Source organism: Streptomyces sp. NPDC020742, assembly GCF_040641675.1.
Classification (GTDB): domain Bacteria; phylum Actinomycetota; class Actinomycetes; order Streptomycetales; family Streptomycetaceae; genus Streptomyces.
In genome coordinates this window covers 64,387-78,915 of sequence record NZ_JBFAEA010000020.1, presented here as the reverse complement: position 1 = coordinate 78,915, position 14,529 = coordinate 64,387, and the positions used below count along the sequence as shown (strand labels likewise).

Below are 14,529 nucleotides of genomic sequence, written 5' to 3'. Positions count from 1 at the left end.
GGCCTCAGTGGTGCAGGATCTTCGACAGGAAGTCCTTGGCGCGGTCGCTGCGCGGGTTGTTGAAGAACTGGTTCGGCTCGGCCTCTTCGACGATGCGGCCGTCCGCCATGAAGACGACCCGGTTCGCCGCCGAGCGCGCGAAGCCCATCTCATGAGTGACCACGACCATGGTCATGCCGTCCCGAGCGAGCTGCTGCATGGTGTCCAGCACCTCGTTGATCATCTCCGGGTCCAGCGCGGAGGTGGGCTCGTCGAACAGCATCACCTTCGGGTCCATCGCCAGGGCGCGGGCGATCGCCACCCGCTGCTGCTGGCCGCCGGAGAGCTGTGCGGGGTACTTGTCGGCCTGGGTGCCGACCCCGACCCGGTCGAGCAGGGTGCGGGCCTTCTCCTCGGCCGTGGCCTTGTCCGTCTTGCGGACCTTGACCTGCCCCAGCATCACGTTCTCGAGCACCGTCTTGTGCGCGAAGAGGTTGAAGGACTGGAAGACCATGCCCACGTCGGCGCGGAGGCGGGCCAGTTCCCGGCCCTCCTGCGGCAGGGCCTTCCCGTCGATGGTGATGCTGCCGGAGTCGATGGTCTCCAGGCGGTTGATCGTGCGGCAGAGGGTCGACTTGCCCGAGCCCGAGGGCCCGATCACGACGACGACCTCACCCCGGTTGATCGTCAGGTCGATGTCCTGGAGCACGTGCAGCGCGCCGAAGTGCTTGTTCACGTTGTCCAGCACGACCAGCTGGTCCCCTGCCTGCGTGGGACCCTCGGCGTTCTTGGTCACCGATACTTCGCTCATCGGCGTACAGCTCCGTCCTCCTCGATTGGGGAGGACCCTAGTGAGGCGCTTCGAGCAGCGTCATTACATCTGAGGGGAACTTGAGCATAACGATCCGGTCGCAGCGGGAGACGCTGCGTGACCCGGTGGTGGACGGGCCCGGACGGCGGTCCGGGCCATGGGAACAGTGCCGGAATACCGCGGGCGTACCGGCTGGGTAACGGATGGCGGCGCGGAGGTGGCCAGCTCTTGACGCACCCGCCCCCCATCGCCGTAGATGCCCTGTGGCCCCTGCGCACGCACCCGGAAGGAGGGCCGGAATGAGACTGCTGCTCGTCGAGGACGACGATCATGTGGCCGCGGCCCTGTCCGCGGTGCTCGCCAAGCACGGCCTGGCCGTGGTGCACGCCCGCAACGGCGAGGAGGCGCTGAAGGCCCTGCTGCCGGACGGTGCCGAGCCCTTCGCGGTGGTCCTGCTCGACCTCGGGCTGCCCGACCAGGACGGCTTCGAGGTCTGCGGCCGGATCCGCAGGACGACCAGCATTCCGGTGATCATGGTGACCGCGCGCTCCGATGTGCGCTCCCGGATCCACGGCCTCAACCTGGGCGCGGACGACTACGTCGTCAAGCCGTACGACACCGGCGAACTGCTGGCCCGTATCCACGCGGTGAGCCGGCGCACGGTGCCCCCGACCGACCGCGGGGGCGAGCAGCCGGCCGACGAGGGTGCCCCCGACGAGGCGCTGCGGCTGGGCGCGGTCACCGTCGAACTCCCCACCCGCCAGGTGTCCGTGGGCGGCACGACGGTGCCGCTCACCCGCAAGGAGTTCGATCTGCTGGCGTTGCTCGCCCAGCGCCCCGGGGTGGTCTTCCGGCGGGAGCAGATCATCAGCGAGGTGTGGCGCACGAGTTGGGAGGGCACCGGCCGGACCCTGGAGGTGCACATCGCCTCCCTGCGGGCCAAGCTGCGGATGCCGGCCCTGATCGAGACGGTGCGCGGCGTCGGCTACCGCCTCGTCGTGCCCGCCGCCGGCCGGCCCACCACCCCGGCGTCCTGAAGGCCGCCGCCGGTCCGTGCGCACCCGACTCCTCCCGCTCCTCATCGTCCTCATGGCCGGGGTGCTGCTGGCCCTCGGCTTCCCGCTGAGCGTGATCACCGCCGGTGTGGAGCAGCAGAAGGTGGTCGTCGACCGGATCGACGACGCCGCCCGTTTCGCCGCGCTCGCCCAGTTCGTCACCGCCCGCCCCGGCGCGGACCCCCGCCACAAGACGCCCGAGGAGGACGAGCGGCGCACCACCCTCGACGCCGAGCTGGAGCGCTACCACGACCTCTACGGGATCCGCGCCGGCGTCTTCTACCGCGACCACACCCCGATGGCCGCCGCCCCGCACGACCTCCCGGTGCCCCGGGACGGCGAGGGCGGGCGGGCCTTCAACGAGGCGCTGGCCGGTCGCCGCAGCCACGATCCGCACCAGGTCTGGCCCTGGGACGAGGACGGCCGGATCCCGGTCGCCTCACCGGTGATCCGGGACGGCGATGTGGTCGCGGTCGTGGTCACCGACTCGCCCACCGGCCAGATGCGGTCGCGCATCCTGCACGGCTGGCTGCTGATCGGCGCCGGTGAGTGCGGCGCGATGCTGGTCGCGGTGGCCGCGGCCTTCCGGCTGACCGGCTGGGTGCTGCGGCCCGTACGGATCCTGGACGTCGCCAGTCACGACATCGCCACCGGACGGCTGAAGTCCCGGGTCGCCGGCACCGCGGGCCCGCCCGAACTGCGCCGGCTGGCCCGTTCGTTCAACGAGATGGCCGACCACGTCGAGGACGTCCTGGAGCAGCAGCGCGCCTTCGTCGCCGACGCCTCCCACCAACTGCGCAACCCGCTCTCCGCGCTGCTGCTGCGGATCGAGCTGCTGGCGCTGGAGCTGCCCGAGGGCAACGAGGAGATCGCCTCGGTACGCACCGAGGGCAAGCGACTGGCCCGGGTTCTGGAGGATCTGCTCGATCTCGCGCTGGCCGAGCACTCCGCCGCCGACCTCCAGCTCACCGATGTCGCGGCGCTGGCCGCCGAACGCGTCGGCTCCTGGGCCCCGATGGCCGACGACAAGGGCGTCCGCCTGCGCTACGAAGGGCACACCGCGGTGACCGGCTGGGCCGACCCGATCGCCCTGTCCAGCGCGCTGGACGCCGTGATCGACAACGCCCTGAAGTTCACCCCGGCCGGCGAGCCGGTCACCGTCGGGGTGGCGCCGGACGGCGGGCAGGTCCGGATCACCGTGGCCGACCGCGGCCCCGGTCTGGCCGAGGACGAGCTCGCCCGGGTCGGTGACCGCTTTTGGCGCAGCAGCCGCCACCAGAACGTCTCCGGCTCGGGGCTCGGGCTCTCCATCACCCGCGCCCTGCTCGCTGCGGGCGGCGCCGACATCGCCTACGCCCCGCACCCGCCGCACGGGCTGGAGGTCACCGTCACGGTGCCGCGTACCGCGCCCTGAAGCCGCGGCACCGGGGCGCGGCCGCGCGGGGCGGCAGTGGAAAGCCTGTGCTAACGTGCATGGTGTTGCAGTTGCGGTACCCATGATGAACGTTGTGCGCGCCCGGAGGCTGGTAGCCCCGGGCGTTCCGTGTTTTTCCGGATCTTTCCGGTGTGGGGCGAGCACCTCGGCGACAGGGAGGCCGCAAGGTGCGGTCTCCGGATTGCCCCGTGAAGGAGAAGGACATGGCTTCCGGCACCGTCAAGTGGTTCAACCCCGAGAAGGGCTTCGGCTTCATCGAGCAGGAGGGTGGCGGCCCCGACGTCTTCGCCCACTACTCGAACATCGCCGCCCAGGGCTTCCGTGAGCTCTTCGAGGGCCAGAAGGTCACCTTCGACGTGACCCAGGGCCCCAAGGGCCCGCAGGCGGAGAACATCGTCGCGGCCTGACGCGTCCCGCTTGTCGACCGGGGCCCGCACCGATTTCCGGTGCGGGCCCCGGTCCGTTCCGTCGCGCGCCCGGGTGACTGCGGCCGCTGCCCGGGGGTGCGCTACGGCTTCACCGACAGGTAGTACCGCCGGGCGCCCCGGTGCAGCGGCAGCGGGTCGGTGAAGACCGCCGTCCGCAGGTCGACCTTCTGCGCGGCGTGCACCTCGCGGCCGATCCGGTCCCGGCTGTCGATCACGGTCCGGGTGATCCCCTGGGTCAGCGCCGCATCCTCGCGGTCGGTGGTGACCAGCAGGTTCGCCACCGCGATCGTCTTCACCGCCCGCCCGTCCTGGGCCCGCGGATAGGCGTCGGCGGGCATCACCGCGGCCCGGTAGTAGCGGGTGCGCTCGCCCTGCCGGTGCAGCCCCCCGGTGAGGTCCCCGAGCGGGACCAGCCGCACCGGGAAGTGCTGCGCCAGGCGCTGCACGGCCGTCGTCGGCAGCCCGCCGGACCAGAAGAAGGCGTCCAGCTTCCCCTGTTCCAGCAGCTTCGGCATCCGGTCGATGCCGACCCGTACCGGTTCGATGTCCCGGGCGAAGTCCAGACCGGCCGCCTCCAGCAGCCGCCGGGTGATCAGCTGTACGCCGGAGCCGTCGGTGCCCACTCCCACCCGCAGCCGCCGCAGGTCCTTCGTCGAGCGCACCGCGGAGTCCTTCGGCACCACCAGCTGCATGTAGTCGTCGTACAGCCGGGCGCAGGCCCGGAGCCGGTCCGCGCCCGGCTCACCCCGTACCGCGGCCACCGCGTCCGTGGTCGCGATGGCGAACTGGGCCTTCCCCGCGACCAGTTGGCGCAGGTTGTCGATCGACCCCTCGCTGCGGGTCAGCCGCAGATCCAGCTCCGGCATATCGCGCGCCAGGTCCTGCTTGAGCAACTCCCCGTAGCGTGCGTAGACACCGGTCGGCACGCCCGTCACCAGCGTCACCCGCCCGCTCGGGGCCCGTTCCCCGTTCGCCGACAGCGCCCACCACAGCAGCGCCCCCAGGGCGAGCAGCGCCGCGGTCGCCGCCTGGAGGATCCGGCGGACGGAGCGGGGAAGTGCACAGACCATGCGCGGGATCCTGCCAGCAGCGTGGCGCCGGCGGGAGGGGCAGCGGCGCATTTCACTGATCCCGGCCCCGGCACCGCGGGTGTGCCGGCCGGTGCCGGAGTGCGCTCCGGCGTCCGGGAGAGGGTTCGGCAGCGCCTACCCTTGTCGTATGACCAGCAGCGACCGGAGCCAGGCAGTGGGCGTTCAGCAGAGCAAGACGTATGAGATCCGCACCTACGGGTGCCAGATGAACGTCCATGACTCCGAGCGGCTGTCCGGGCTGCTGGAGGAGGCGGGTTACGTGCCCGCGCCCAAGGAGGCGGAGGGCGCCGACGTCGTCGTCTTCAACACCTGTGCGGTGCGCGAGAACGCCGACAACCGGCTCTACGGCAACCTCGGCCAGCTGGCCCCGAAGAAGGCCGCGCGGCCCGGCATGCAGATCGCCGTCGGCGGCTGCCTCGCCCAGAAGGACCGCGACATCATCGTCAAGAAGGCCCCCTGGGTCGATGTGGTCTTCGGCACGCACAACATCGGCAAGCTCCCCGTCCTGCTGGAGCGCGCCCGCGTCCAGGAAGAGGCGCAGGTGGAGATCGCCGAGTCGCTGGAGGCCTTCCCCTCCACGCTGCCCACCCGGCGGGAGAGCGCCTACGCCGCCTGGGTCTCCATCTCCGTGGGCTGCAACAACACCTGTACGTTCTGCATCGTCCCGGCGCTGCGCGGCAAGGAGAAGGACCGCCGGCCCGGCGACATCCTCGCCGAGATCGAGGCGCTGGTCGCCGAGGGCGTCAGCGAGATCACCCTGCTCGGCCAGAACGTCAACGCGTACGGCTCCGACATCGGCGACCGTGAGGCGTTCTCGAAGCTGCTGCGGGCCTGCGGCTCGATCGAGGGACTGGAGCGGGTCCGCTTCACCTCCCCGCACCCCCGCGACTTCACCGACGACGTCATCGCGGCCATGGCCGAGACCCCGAACGTGATGCCGCAGCTGCACATGCCGCTGCAGTCCGGCTCCGACCGGATCCTGAAGTCGATGCGCCGCTCCTACCGCCAGGAGCGCTTCCTCGGGATCATCGAGAAGGTGCGCGCCGCGATGCCGGACGCCGCGATCTCCACCGACATCATCGTCGGCTTCCCGGGCGAGACCGAGGAGGACTTCGAGCAGACCCTGCACACGGTCCGCGAGTCCCGCTTCGCCCAGGCCTTCACCTTCCAGTACTCCAAGCGCCCCGGCACCCCGGCGGCCGACATGGACGACCAGATCCCCAAGGAGGTCGTGCAGGCTCGCTACGAGCGCCTGGTCGCCCTCCAGGAGGAGATCTCCTGGGAGGAGAACAAGAAGCAGGTCGGCCGCACCCTGGACGTGTTGGTCGCCGAGGGCGAGGGCCGTAAGGACGACGCCACCCGCCGGCTGTCCGGGCGCGCCCCCGACAACCGCCTGGTGCACTTCACCCGGCCCGAGGAGCCGGTCCGGCCCGGTGACGTGGTGACCGTCGAGATCACCTACGCCGCGCCGCACCACCTCCTGGCGGAGGGGCCGGCCAAGGCCGTCCGCCGCACCCGCTCCGGCGACGCCTGGGAGAAGCGGAACGCCGCCCCGGCGGAGCAGCCCAAGGGAGTGCTGCTGGGTCTGCCCACCATCGGGGCCCCGGCGCCCAGCCCGGTCCCCGCGGCCGGCTGCGGCTGCGACTGACCGGTACGGGACGGACGGAGCCGGGGCGTTACGCTGCGTGGCATGTTCGTAGCTGCCGCCCTCTGCCCCTGCCCACCGCTGCTCGTACCGGAGGTGGCCGCCGGAGCCGCACCCGAGCTGGACCCGCTGCGCACCGCCTGCCTCGACGCGGTCGGCGTGCTCGCGGCGGCCCGCCCGGACCGGCTGGTCGTCCTCGGCCCCGTCGCCGGCAGCGGTACGGAGGCCTACCCGCAGGGCGCCGTCGGCTCCTTCCGCGGCGTCGGCGTGGACCTGGAGGTGGCGCTGGGCGCGGCCGAGGAGGCACCTGGTAGCGCGCTCCCGCAGTCGCTGGCGGTCGGCGCCTGGCTGCTGTCCCGGGCGGACTGGGACGACGCCCCGGTGCAGGGCCTGGCCGTGGGGGAGGACCTGCCCCCCGAGCGGTGCCTGGCGGCCGGCCGGGAGGCCGCCGCGTCCGCGCCCCGGGTCGCCCTGCTGGTGATGGGCGACGGCAGTGCGTGCCGGACGGTGAAGGCGCCGGGCTACCTCGACGCACGGGCCGAGGGCTTCGACACCGCGGCTGCCCGCGCCCTGGGCGCCGCCGACCTGCCCGCACTGGGCGCGCTCGACGCGGCGCTGGCCCGCGAACTCCAGGCGCGCGGACGGGCCTGCTGGCAGGTCCTGGCGGGCGCGGCCGAGGGGACGTCCCCGAGCGGCCGACTGCTGCGCGAGGAGGCCCCGTACGGCGTGGGCTACTTCGTCGCCACCTGGTCGTAGCGCGGGCATCCGTCCGGGCATGCGGCGACGGCCGCGAGGTGGACCCACCTCGCGGCCGTCGCCGTACGCCCGATCCGGGCGCCGGGCCTACTGCCGGGTGCTCTCGCCGGACTCGCTGTCGGCCGCGGCCCGCGCCGACTGCTGCCGGGGGATCCCGGCGCTCTCGGTGGACCGCTCCGCCCGTGGCTCCTCGTCCGCCGCGACCTCGGGGGCCGCCTGCGCGCCGTCACCGGAGGCCTCCGGAGCCGCGCTCTCCGCCGCCGGGCCGGCCTCCTCCGCAGCGGCTGACACCTCCCCGGCGGACGCGCCGTCCTGGGGAGTCCGCCCGGCCGCGTCGCTCTCCTCGGCCCGCTCGGCGCCCTCGGAGTCCGCCGAAGCGGCCGACCCCGCGGGCTCCTCCGCCTCGGTCGTCACCGTCGCAGCGGCACTCTCCTCCGTCGACGCTTCGTCCTTACGGCGACGAAACCGCGAAAACACGCCCATAACTGCTCCTACGCTCTTCATGTGGCGAAATCCCGGGCCGCCCGGAGCGGACCGTTGCGCCGCCCACGGGCGCCGGTGCTGCACCGGCTCACTCGGGACCTCGAACAGGCAACGACGCCATCGGTGGCCCGTCACGTCGCTCGTTCGAGATGGGGGCGTGATGTTTGCGAGACTGACGGGGTGAACACCGCCGTCCCCGCTCCGCGGGTCATCGCCGTCGTCGGCCCCACCGCGGCCGGCAAGTCCGATCTTGGCGTCGCGCTCGCGCACCACGTGGGCGGCGAGGTCATCAACGCCGACTCCATGCAGCTCTACCGAGGCATGGACATCGGCACCGCCAAGCTCACGCCCGAGGAACAGCACGGCGTACCGCACCGCCTCCTGGACATCTGGGACGTGACCCGCGCGGCCAACGTCGCCGAGTACCAGCGGCTGGCCCGCGCCGAGATCGACCGGCTGCTCGCCGAGGGTCGCACCCCGGTCCTCGTCGGCGGCTCCGGCCTGTACGTACGCGGTGCCATCGACGCCCTCGACTTCCCCGGCACCGACCCGGAGGTACGCGCCCGCCTGGAGGCCGAACTGGCCGACCAGGGCAGCGGCGCCCTGCACGCCCGGCTGGCCGCCACCGACCCCGAAGCGGCCCGCGCGATCCTGGCCAGCAACGGCCGCCGCATCGTGCGCGCCCTGGAGGTCATCGAGATCACCGGCCGCCCGTTCACCGCCAACCTCCCCGGTCACGAAGCGGTCTACGACACCCTGCAGATCGGCGTCGACGTCGAGCGCCCGGAGCTCGACGAGCGGATCGCCCGGCGGGTCGACCGGATGTGGGAGGCCGGACTGGTCGACGAGGTGCGCCGGCTGGAGGCCGAGGGGCTGCGCGAGGGCCGTACCGCCTCCCGGGCGCTGGGCTACCAGCAGGTGCTGGCCCAGCTGGCGGGCGAGTGCACCGAACAGGAGGCGCGGGACGAGACGGTGCGCGCTACGAAGCGCTTCGCGCGCCGTCAGGACTCGTGGTTCCGCCGGGACCCCAGGGTGCACTGGCTCAGCGGTGCGGCCGACCGGCGGGCGGAACTTCCCCGGCAGGCGCTCGCGTTGCTCGAACGACCGGTCACAGCCTGATCACGTCATGGCATCGGGACGCTCCGGCCGTCAACAGCGCCGCTGAGGGCGTGTCATCATCGACCTTCGATCGAGACGTGCAGTCTGCAGTGGGGAGGGCGCGTGGCAATGGAGGCCGGCCCTCGCAGCGGAGCCCAGCACCCGGACAACGGTGTCGCCGACACGGCGCCGCTGGCCGACGACGGCCCGGACACCCAGGAGGACCTGTCCGGCTCCGAGGGCCCCGATGCGGCCGCCGAGGCGCCCGGTGAGGGCGGCGCGTCCTTCCGGGAGCTGCGCCCGCCGCGCCGGCTGCGGCTGTGGCAGCTCGCGCCGATCGTCGGGCTCGCCGCCGTCGGCTCGCTGATGTTCGCCTTCCCGCTCGCCTTCGAGTTCGGTGGCGACGGGGGCGCGGTGATCGCGATGCTGGGTCTGCTGCTGTGCTGCTGCGCCGCCGGCTGGGGCATGATGGCCGCCCGCCGCGTCGGCCATACCTGGCCCGGTCTCCCGGCACGCGGCTCCGGCCGCCGGGCCGACTGGCGCGTGGTGCTCCTGTACGCCCTGGTGGTGTCCGTCCCCGCCGCCCTCGCCATCTGGCGGGTGGCACGGCTGCGCTGAGCGCGCCGGGCGGTACGACGGTCCGGGGGGAGTAGAGATGGCCCACTCCCCACCTCCGCCCCCGTCACCGCGCCCGGGCCGCCCTCCCCGTACGATGCAAGGGTGACCAGCACCGCGCGCATCGCCTTCCTCAAGGGCCACGGCACCGAGAACGACTTCGTGATCGTCCCGGACCCGGACGGCCGCCTCGACCTGCCGGCGAGCGCCGCCGCCCGGATCTGCGACCGCCGGGCCGGCATCGGCGGTGACGGGCTACTGCGCGTCGTACGGTCCGCCGCGCACCCCGAGGCGCGCGCCCAGGCCGACGAGGCCGAGTGGTTCATGGACTACCGCAACGGCGACGGCTCCATCGCCGAGATGTGCGGCAACGGCGTCCGGGTCTTCGCCCGCTATCTGCTGCACGCCGGGCTGGCCGAGGCCGGTGAGCTGGCCATCGCCACCCGCGCCGGCGTCCGCCGCGTCCACCTCGCCAAGACCGGCGATGTCACCGTCGCCATGGGCCGCGCGGAGCTGCCCGAGGAGGGCGTGGTGGTCAGCGTCGACGGCCGCAGCTGGCCGGCCCGCAACGTGAACATGGGCAATCCGCACGCGGTTGCCTTCGTCGAGGACCTGGCCCACGCCGGGGAGCTGCGGTCGGTACCGCCGTTCAGCCCAGCGTCGGTTTATCCCGACGGCGTGAACATCGAGTTCGTCGTCGACCGCGGCCCGCGCCATGTGGCCATGCGGGTCCATGAGCGCGGCTCGGGCGAGACCCGGTCCTGCGGCACCGGCGCCTGTGCGGTCGCCGTCGCCACCGCGCGCAGGGACGGCCTGGACCCGGCCCGTACCGGCGCCCCGGTCACCTACACCGTCGAGGTGCTCGGCGGCAGCCTGTCGATCACCGAGCTGCCCGACGGTACGGTCGAGATGACCGGCCCCGCCGAGATCGTCGCCGAGGGCACCTTCGACCCCGCCTGGCTGGCCGCCGCGCTCTCCTGACGGCACCCGGTCCGGATCCGCCCGGCCACCCCCTCGGACGGCGCTTCCGGCCAAAAGTTTCGCTCGAACGGGTGGTCCGCCTCACTCTGGGCGAGAGCGGTACAGCGCTGCGTGATGGGCTCGATAGCATCAAGCACCGGCCCGGACGTCCGCCGCGGGCGCGCTCCACCGCCGGTCGACGCTGCCGGAGGTGCCCATGAGCGCAGAGGCCACTAACCCTGGTAACCCTGGAGCAGCGGGCCGCAGGCGCGGCCGCCGCCGACTGGAGCTCAGAGGGCTGCGCCGCATCGGCCGTGCCGCACTGCTCGGCCCGGCCCCGCGCGATGGCCTCCCGCACGCCCTGGAACACGTCGCCAAGGTGCACCGCCACCACCACCCCGAGGCTGACCTGGACATCCTCACCAAGGCGTACCTGCTCGCCGAGTGCTCGCACCGCGGCCAGCTGCGCAAGAGCGGCGAGCCGTACATCACCCACCCCCTCGCGGTGACCCTGATCCTCGCCGAACTCGGCGCGGAGACCACGACCTTGACCGCCTCCCTGCTCCACGACACCGTCGAGGACACCGAGGTGACCCTCGACCAGGTGCAGGACCTCTTCGGGGACGAGGTCTGCTACCTCGTCGACGGCGTCACCAAGCTGGAGAAGGTCGACTACGGCGCCGCCGCGGAGCCGGAGACCTTCCGCAAGATGCTGGTGGCCACCGGCAACGACGTCCGGGTGATGTCCATCAAGCTCGCCGACCGGCTGCACAACATGCGCACCCTCGGCGTGATGCGGCCCGAGAAGCAGGCCCGGATCGCCAAGGTGACCCGGGACGTGCTGATCCCGCTCGCCGAGCGGCTGGGCGTGCAGGCGCTCAAGGCCGAGCTGGAGGACCTGGTCTTCGCGATCCTGCACCCCGAGGAGTACGCCACGACGCAGGCCCTGGTCATGGAGTACGCCACCCGGCCCGACCCGCTCGCCGCGCTCGCCGAGCGGATGCGCACGGTGCTGGCCGAGGCCGGTATCGGGGCCGAAGTCCTGCTCCGGCGGCGGCACTTGGTCTCCGTGCACCGGGTCCGCCTGGCCCGCCGCGAGCTGACCGGGGCCGACCTGGGGCGGCTGCTGGTGCTGGTGGCGGAGGACGCCGACTGCTACGCGGTCCTGGGCGAGCTGCACACCTGCTTCACCCCGGTCGTCTCCGAGTTCAAGGACTTCATCGCGACCCCCAAGTTCAACCTCTACCAGTCCCTGCACACCGCGGTCGCCGGGGAGTCCGGGGAGATCGCCGAGACCTTGATCCGCACCCACCAGATGCACCGGGTCGCCGAGGCCGGGGTGATCGCGCTGGGCAACCCCTACGCCCCCACCGACGACGCGGACGCCCCCGAGGGCGAGCGGGCCGACCCGACCCGCCCCGGGTGGCTCTCCCGGCTGCTGGAGTGGCAGCGCACCACCCCCGACCCGGACACCTTCTGGACCTCGCTGCGCGACGACCTCGCCCAGGACCGGGAGATCACGGTCTTCTGTGCCGATGCCGCCCCGGAGGGCGCGGCCGGCCCGCCCGGGGCCGCCGGTGGTGCCATCGGCCTGCCCGCCGGGGCGAGTTGTGTGGACGCGGCCTACGAGCGGCACGGCGAGGGCGCGCACTGCTGCATCGGTGCCCGGGTCAACGGCCGGCTGGCGACCCTGGCCACGGTGCTGCGCGACGGCGACAGCCTGCAGCTGCTGATGGCCCCGGACTCCGCGGCGGGACCCTCGCCCGAATGGCTCGACCACGCCCGTACGCCCGCGGCCCGGCTCGCCATCGCCCGGTGGCTGGCCGGCTCGCGGGAGGCCGGCGCCCGTCCGGCGCACACCGGCGAGCCGCCCGCCCTCCCGGCGCCCCCCGCCGACCGCCGGGCCGCCGACGAGGACCGCCCCGCCGCGGTCCCGGCCGCCCCCGGCTCGGTCCTCGCGGTGGCGGATCTGCCCGATGCCACGGTCCGGCTGGCGGGCTGCTGTACCCCGGTCCCACCGGACTCCGTCACCGGGTTCGCCGTACGGGGCGGCATGGTCACGGTCCACCGCGCCCTGTGCCCGGCCGTGGCCCGGATGGCGGCCACCGGACGGCAGCCGGTCGGGGTGCGCTGGCGGGGCGCCGACCAGGGCGGTCACGGCTGCCGGGTCACCCTCCTGGCCGAGGCCTTCAGCCGGCCGCACCTGCTGGCCGACCTCACCGAGGTCATCGCCGCCCAGGGCGCCGCCGTGGTGTCCGCCGCCGTCGAACCCCCGCACGAACAGCGGGTCCGGCACACCTACACGCTGCACCTGCCGAACGCCGCCGGGCTACCGTCCCTGATGCGGGCGATGCGCCAAGTGCCCGGTGTCTTCGACGTGTTGCGGGCCGGCCGGACTCGATCGGCCGCGGTGGCGCGGTCCTGAACCGCGGACCGGCCCACCTGACGATCGCTCAGTTCGCAACCGGTACTGGGACGAACGCACGATCCGCCGCCCGATCGGGTGCCGTTTGGCGGCTCACCCGCGGCACGGGTGGCGGCGTTGGTAGCCGTAGTTCATGTCCCTTCCCTCGCGCCGTCCGTCCCGTGCCCCCGACCGCCCCGTCCCCGCCCCGCCCCGTGATGCCCCCGGCGGCCGGCTGCGGCGGACCGGCCGCCGGGCCGCCGTCCTCGGGCTGGCCGCCGTCGCCACCCTCGCCCTCACCGAACCGCAGCCCCTGGGGGCACAGGGCCTGGGGGACCGGCTCTTCCCCACGCTCGGCAACACGGGCTACGACGTCACGTCCTACGACGTCACGCTGGACTACTCGGGCCACAACGACCGGCCGCTCAACGCGACGACGGTGATCACCGCGCGGGCCACCGACGAGCTCGACCACGTCAACCTCGACTTCGCCCGCGGCAGCGTGCGCGGCGCGACGGTCGGCGGCCTGCCGGCCCGGCACGAGCAGCACGGTGAGGACCTGGTGCTCACGCCGGCGTTCCACATCTCCCGGGGGCAGGAGGTGAAGATCTCCGTCCAGCACACCAGCGACCCCCGCACGGTGGGCGACGGCGGCTGGATCCGCACCACCGACGGGCTGGCGATGGCCAACCAGGCCGACGCCGCACACCGGGTCTTCCCCTGCAACGACCACCCCTCCGACAAGGCGTTCTTCACCTTCCACATCACCGCGCCCCAGGAGCTGACCGTGGTCGCCAACGGGCTGCCGGCGGGGCAGCAGTCCCGGCGCGCAGCGCAGCGCACCTGGACCTACCGCACCGCCCACCCGATGGCCACCGAGCTGGCGCAGGTCTCCATCGGGAAGTCCAGCGTGCTGACGCAGCACGGGCCGCACGGTCTGCCCGTCCGGGACGTGGTGCCCGCCGTGGACCGCCCGGTCCTGCAGAAGTGGCTGGCCAAGACCCCCGACCAGATCGCGTGGATGGAGCGCAAGGTCGGCCGGTACCCCTTCGAGGCCTACGGCGTGCTGATCGCCGACGCCCGGACCGGCTTCGAGCTGGAGACCCAGACCCTGTCGCTCTTCGAGAAGGCCATGTTCACCGCCGACCAGCTGCCCAGCTGGTACGTCGAGTCGGTGATGGTGCACGAGCTGGCCCACCAGTGGTTCGGCGACAGCGTCAGCCCGCGCCGCTGGTCCGACGTCTGGCTCAACGAGGCCCACGCCACCTGGTACGAGGCCCTCTACGCGCAGGAGAAGGGCGACCGCCGGGCCTCCCTGGACTTCCGGATGCGGCGGGCCTACGAGCAGTCCGACGGCTGGCGTGCCGAGGGCGGGCCGCCCGCCGCCCCCAGGGTCCCCGGCGCCGGCCAGAAGATCGGCATCTTCCGTCCGGTCGTCTACGACGGCAGCGCGCTGGTCCTCTACGCCCTGCGGCGGAAGATCGGCCCCGCGGCCTTCGACCGCGTCGAGCGGGAGTGGGTGGCCCAGAACCGCGACGGCGTGGCGGACACCGCGGACTTCCAGGCGCTGGCCTCCAAGGTCACCGGGCAGGACCTCTCGGGCTTCTTCCGGGCCTGGCTCTACGGCCGCCGGACACCCCCGATGCCGGGGCACCCCGAATGGAAGCCCACCGGGCCGGCCACACCACCTGTAAAGCCCCCGCAGCCGGCGAAACCGGCACAGGCCGGAAAACCCGCGTGACGGCCCTCCCGGGGCGTGGGACCATCGA

The 14,529-nt window shown here is 73.3% G+C and carries 13 protein-coding genes; 10 read left to right on the top strand and 3 right to left on the bottom strand.

All coding sequences use genetic code 11. The annotated features are described in order from the left end of the window. Positions 1 to 4: 4 nt before the first annotated feature. A complete protein-coding gene (locus AB0G84_RS27725; RefSeq protein WP_361326321.1) occupies positions 5 to 790 on the bottom strand; it encodes an amino acid ABC transporter ATP-binding protein in 786 nt (261 codons plus the stop codon). 299 nt (positions 791 to 1,089) lie between these two features. On the opposite strand from AB0G84_RS27725, the gene AB0G84_RS27720 reads away from it, so the two are divergent. The 3 genes from AB0G84_RS27720 to AB0G84_RS27710 all read left to right on the top strand — a co-directional run bounded on the left by AB0G84_RS27720 (position 1,090) and on the right by AB0G84_RS27710 (position 3,687). Beyond that, the gene (locus AB0G84_RS27720; RefSeq protein ID WP_361326318.1) at positions 1,090 to 1,827 is read left to right on the top strand and encodes a response regulator transcription factor; all 738 of its coding nucleotides are present in this window, start codon (positions 1,090 to 1,092) and stop codon (positions 1,825 to 1,827) included. Between the two features lie 16 nt (positions 1,828 to 1,843). After that, complete coding sequence (locus AB0G84_RS27715) at positions 1,844 to 3,259, top strand: HAMP domain-containing sensor histidine kinase (RefSeq protein ID WP_361326316.1); 1,416 nt, start codon at positions 1,844 to 1,846, stop codon at positions 3,257 to 3,259. Positions 3,260 to 3,483: 224 nt separating this feature from the next. Then, the gene (locus AB0G84_RS27710) at positions 3,484 to 3,687 is read left to right on the top strand and encodes a cold-shock protein (protein WP_361326314.1); all 204 of its coding nucleotides are present in this window, start codon (positions 3,484 to 3,486) and stop codon (positions 3,685 to 3,687) included. 101 nt (positions 3,688 to 3,788) lie between these two features. On the opposite strand, the gene AB0G84_RS27705 is transcribed toward AB0G84_RS27710, so the two are convergent. Then, positions 3,789 to 4,778, bottom strand: coding sequence for a TAXI family TRAP transporter solute-binding subunit (locus AB0G84_RS27705; protein WP_361326311.1), 990 nt, complete (start codon positions 4,776 to 4,778; stop codon positions 3,789 to 3,791). Between the two features lie 148 nt (positions 4,779 to 4,926). On the opposite strand from AB0G84_RS27705, the gene miaB reads away from it, so the two are divergent. Together miaB and AB0G84_RS27695 are read left to right on the top strand one after the other, a co-directional pair. Beyond that, complete coding sequence (gene miaB, locus AB0G84_RS27700; RefSeq protein WP_361326308.1) at positions 4,927 to 6,447, top strand: tRNA (N6-isopentenyl adenosine(37)-C2)-methylthiotransferase MiaB; 1,521 nt, start codon at positions 4,927 to 4,929, stop codon at positions 6,445 to 6,447. A 42-nt stretch (positions 6,448 to 6,489) separates the two neighbouring features. Next, the gene (locus AB0G84_RS27695) at positions 6,490 to 7,200 is read left to right on the top strand and encodes a class III extradiol dioxygenase subunit B-like domain-containing protein (protein WP_361326305.1); all 711 of its coding nucleotides are present in this window, start codon (positions 6,490 to 6,492) and stop codon (positions 7,198 to 7,200) included. 87 nt (positions 7,201 to 7,287) lie between these two features. On the opposite strand, the gene AB0G84_RS27690 is transcribed toward AB0G84_RS27695, so the two are convergent. Beyond that, positions 7,288 to 7,683 carry a hypothetical protein gene (locus AB0G84_RS27690; protein ID WP_361326302.1) on the bottom strand — a complete coding sequence of 132 codons (396 nt, stop codon included), beginning with the start codon at positions 7,681 to 7,683 and terminating at the stop codon, positions 7,288 to 7,290. Between the two features lie 180 nt (positions 7,684 to 7,863). On the opposite strand from AB0G84_RS27690, the gene miaA reads away from it, so the two are divergent. The 5 genes from miaA (at position 7,864) to AB0G84_RS27665 (ending at position 14,501) form a co-directional block, all read left to right on the top strand. Beyond that, on the top strand, positions 7,864 to 8,802 hold the full coding sequence (miaA, locus tag AB0G84_RS27685; RefSeq protein ID WP_361326299.1) for a tRNA (adenosine(37)-N6)-dimethylallyltransferase MiaA: 939 nt from the start codon (positions 7,864 to 7,866) through the stop codon (positions 8,800 to 8,802). Positions 8,803 to 8,910: 108 nt separating this feature from the next. Beyond that, positions 8,911 to 9,399 (top strand): hypothetical protein, encoded by a 489-nt coding sequence (locus tag AB0G84_RS27680; RefSeq protein ID WP_361326411.1) that lies wholly within the window; start codon positions 8,911 to 8,913, stop codon positions 9,397 to 9,399. 102 nt (positions 9,400 to 9,501) lie between these two features. Continuing rightward, on the top strand, positions 9,502 to 10,377 hold the full coding sequence (gene dapF, locus AB0G84_RS27675; protein WP_361326297.1) for a diaminopimelate epimerase: 876 nt from the start codon (positions 9,502 to 9,504) through the stop codon (positions 10,375 to 10,377). A gap of 196 nt (positions 10,378 to 10,573) precedes the next feature. Further along, positions 10,574 to 12,781: an HD domain-containing protein gene (locus tag AB0G84_RS27670; protein ID WP_361326294.1), complete on the top strand. Its 2,208-nt coding sequence runs from the start codon at positions 10,574 to 10,576 to the stop codon at positions 12,779 to 12,781. Positions 12,782 to 12,914: 133 nt separating this feature from the next. Then, positions 12,915 to 14,501: a M1 family metallopeptidase gene (locus tag AB0G84_RS27665; RefSeq protein WP_361326291.1), complete on the top strand. Its 1,587-nt coding sequence runs from the start codon at positions 12,915 to 12,917 to the stop codon at positions 14,499 to 14,501. The last annotated feature ends 28 nt before the right edge of the window (positions 14,502 to 14,529 follow it).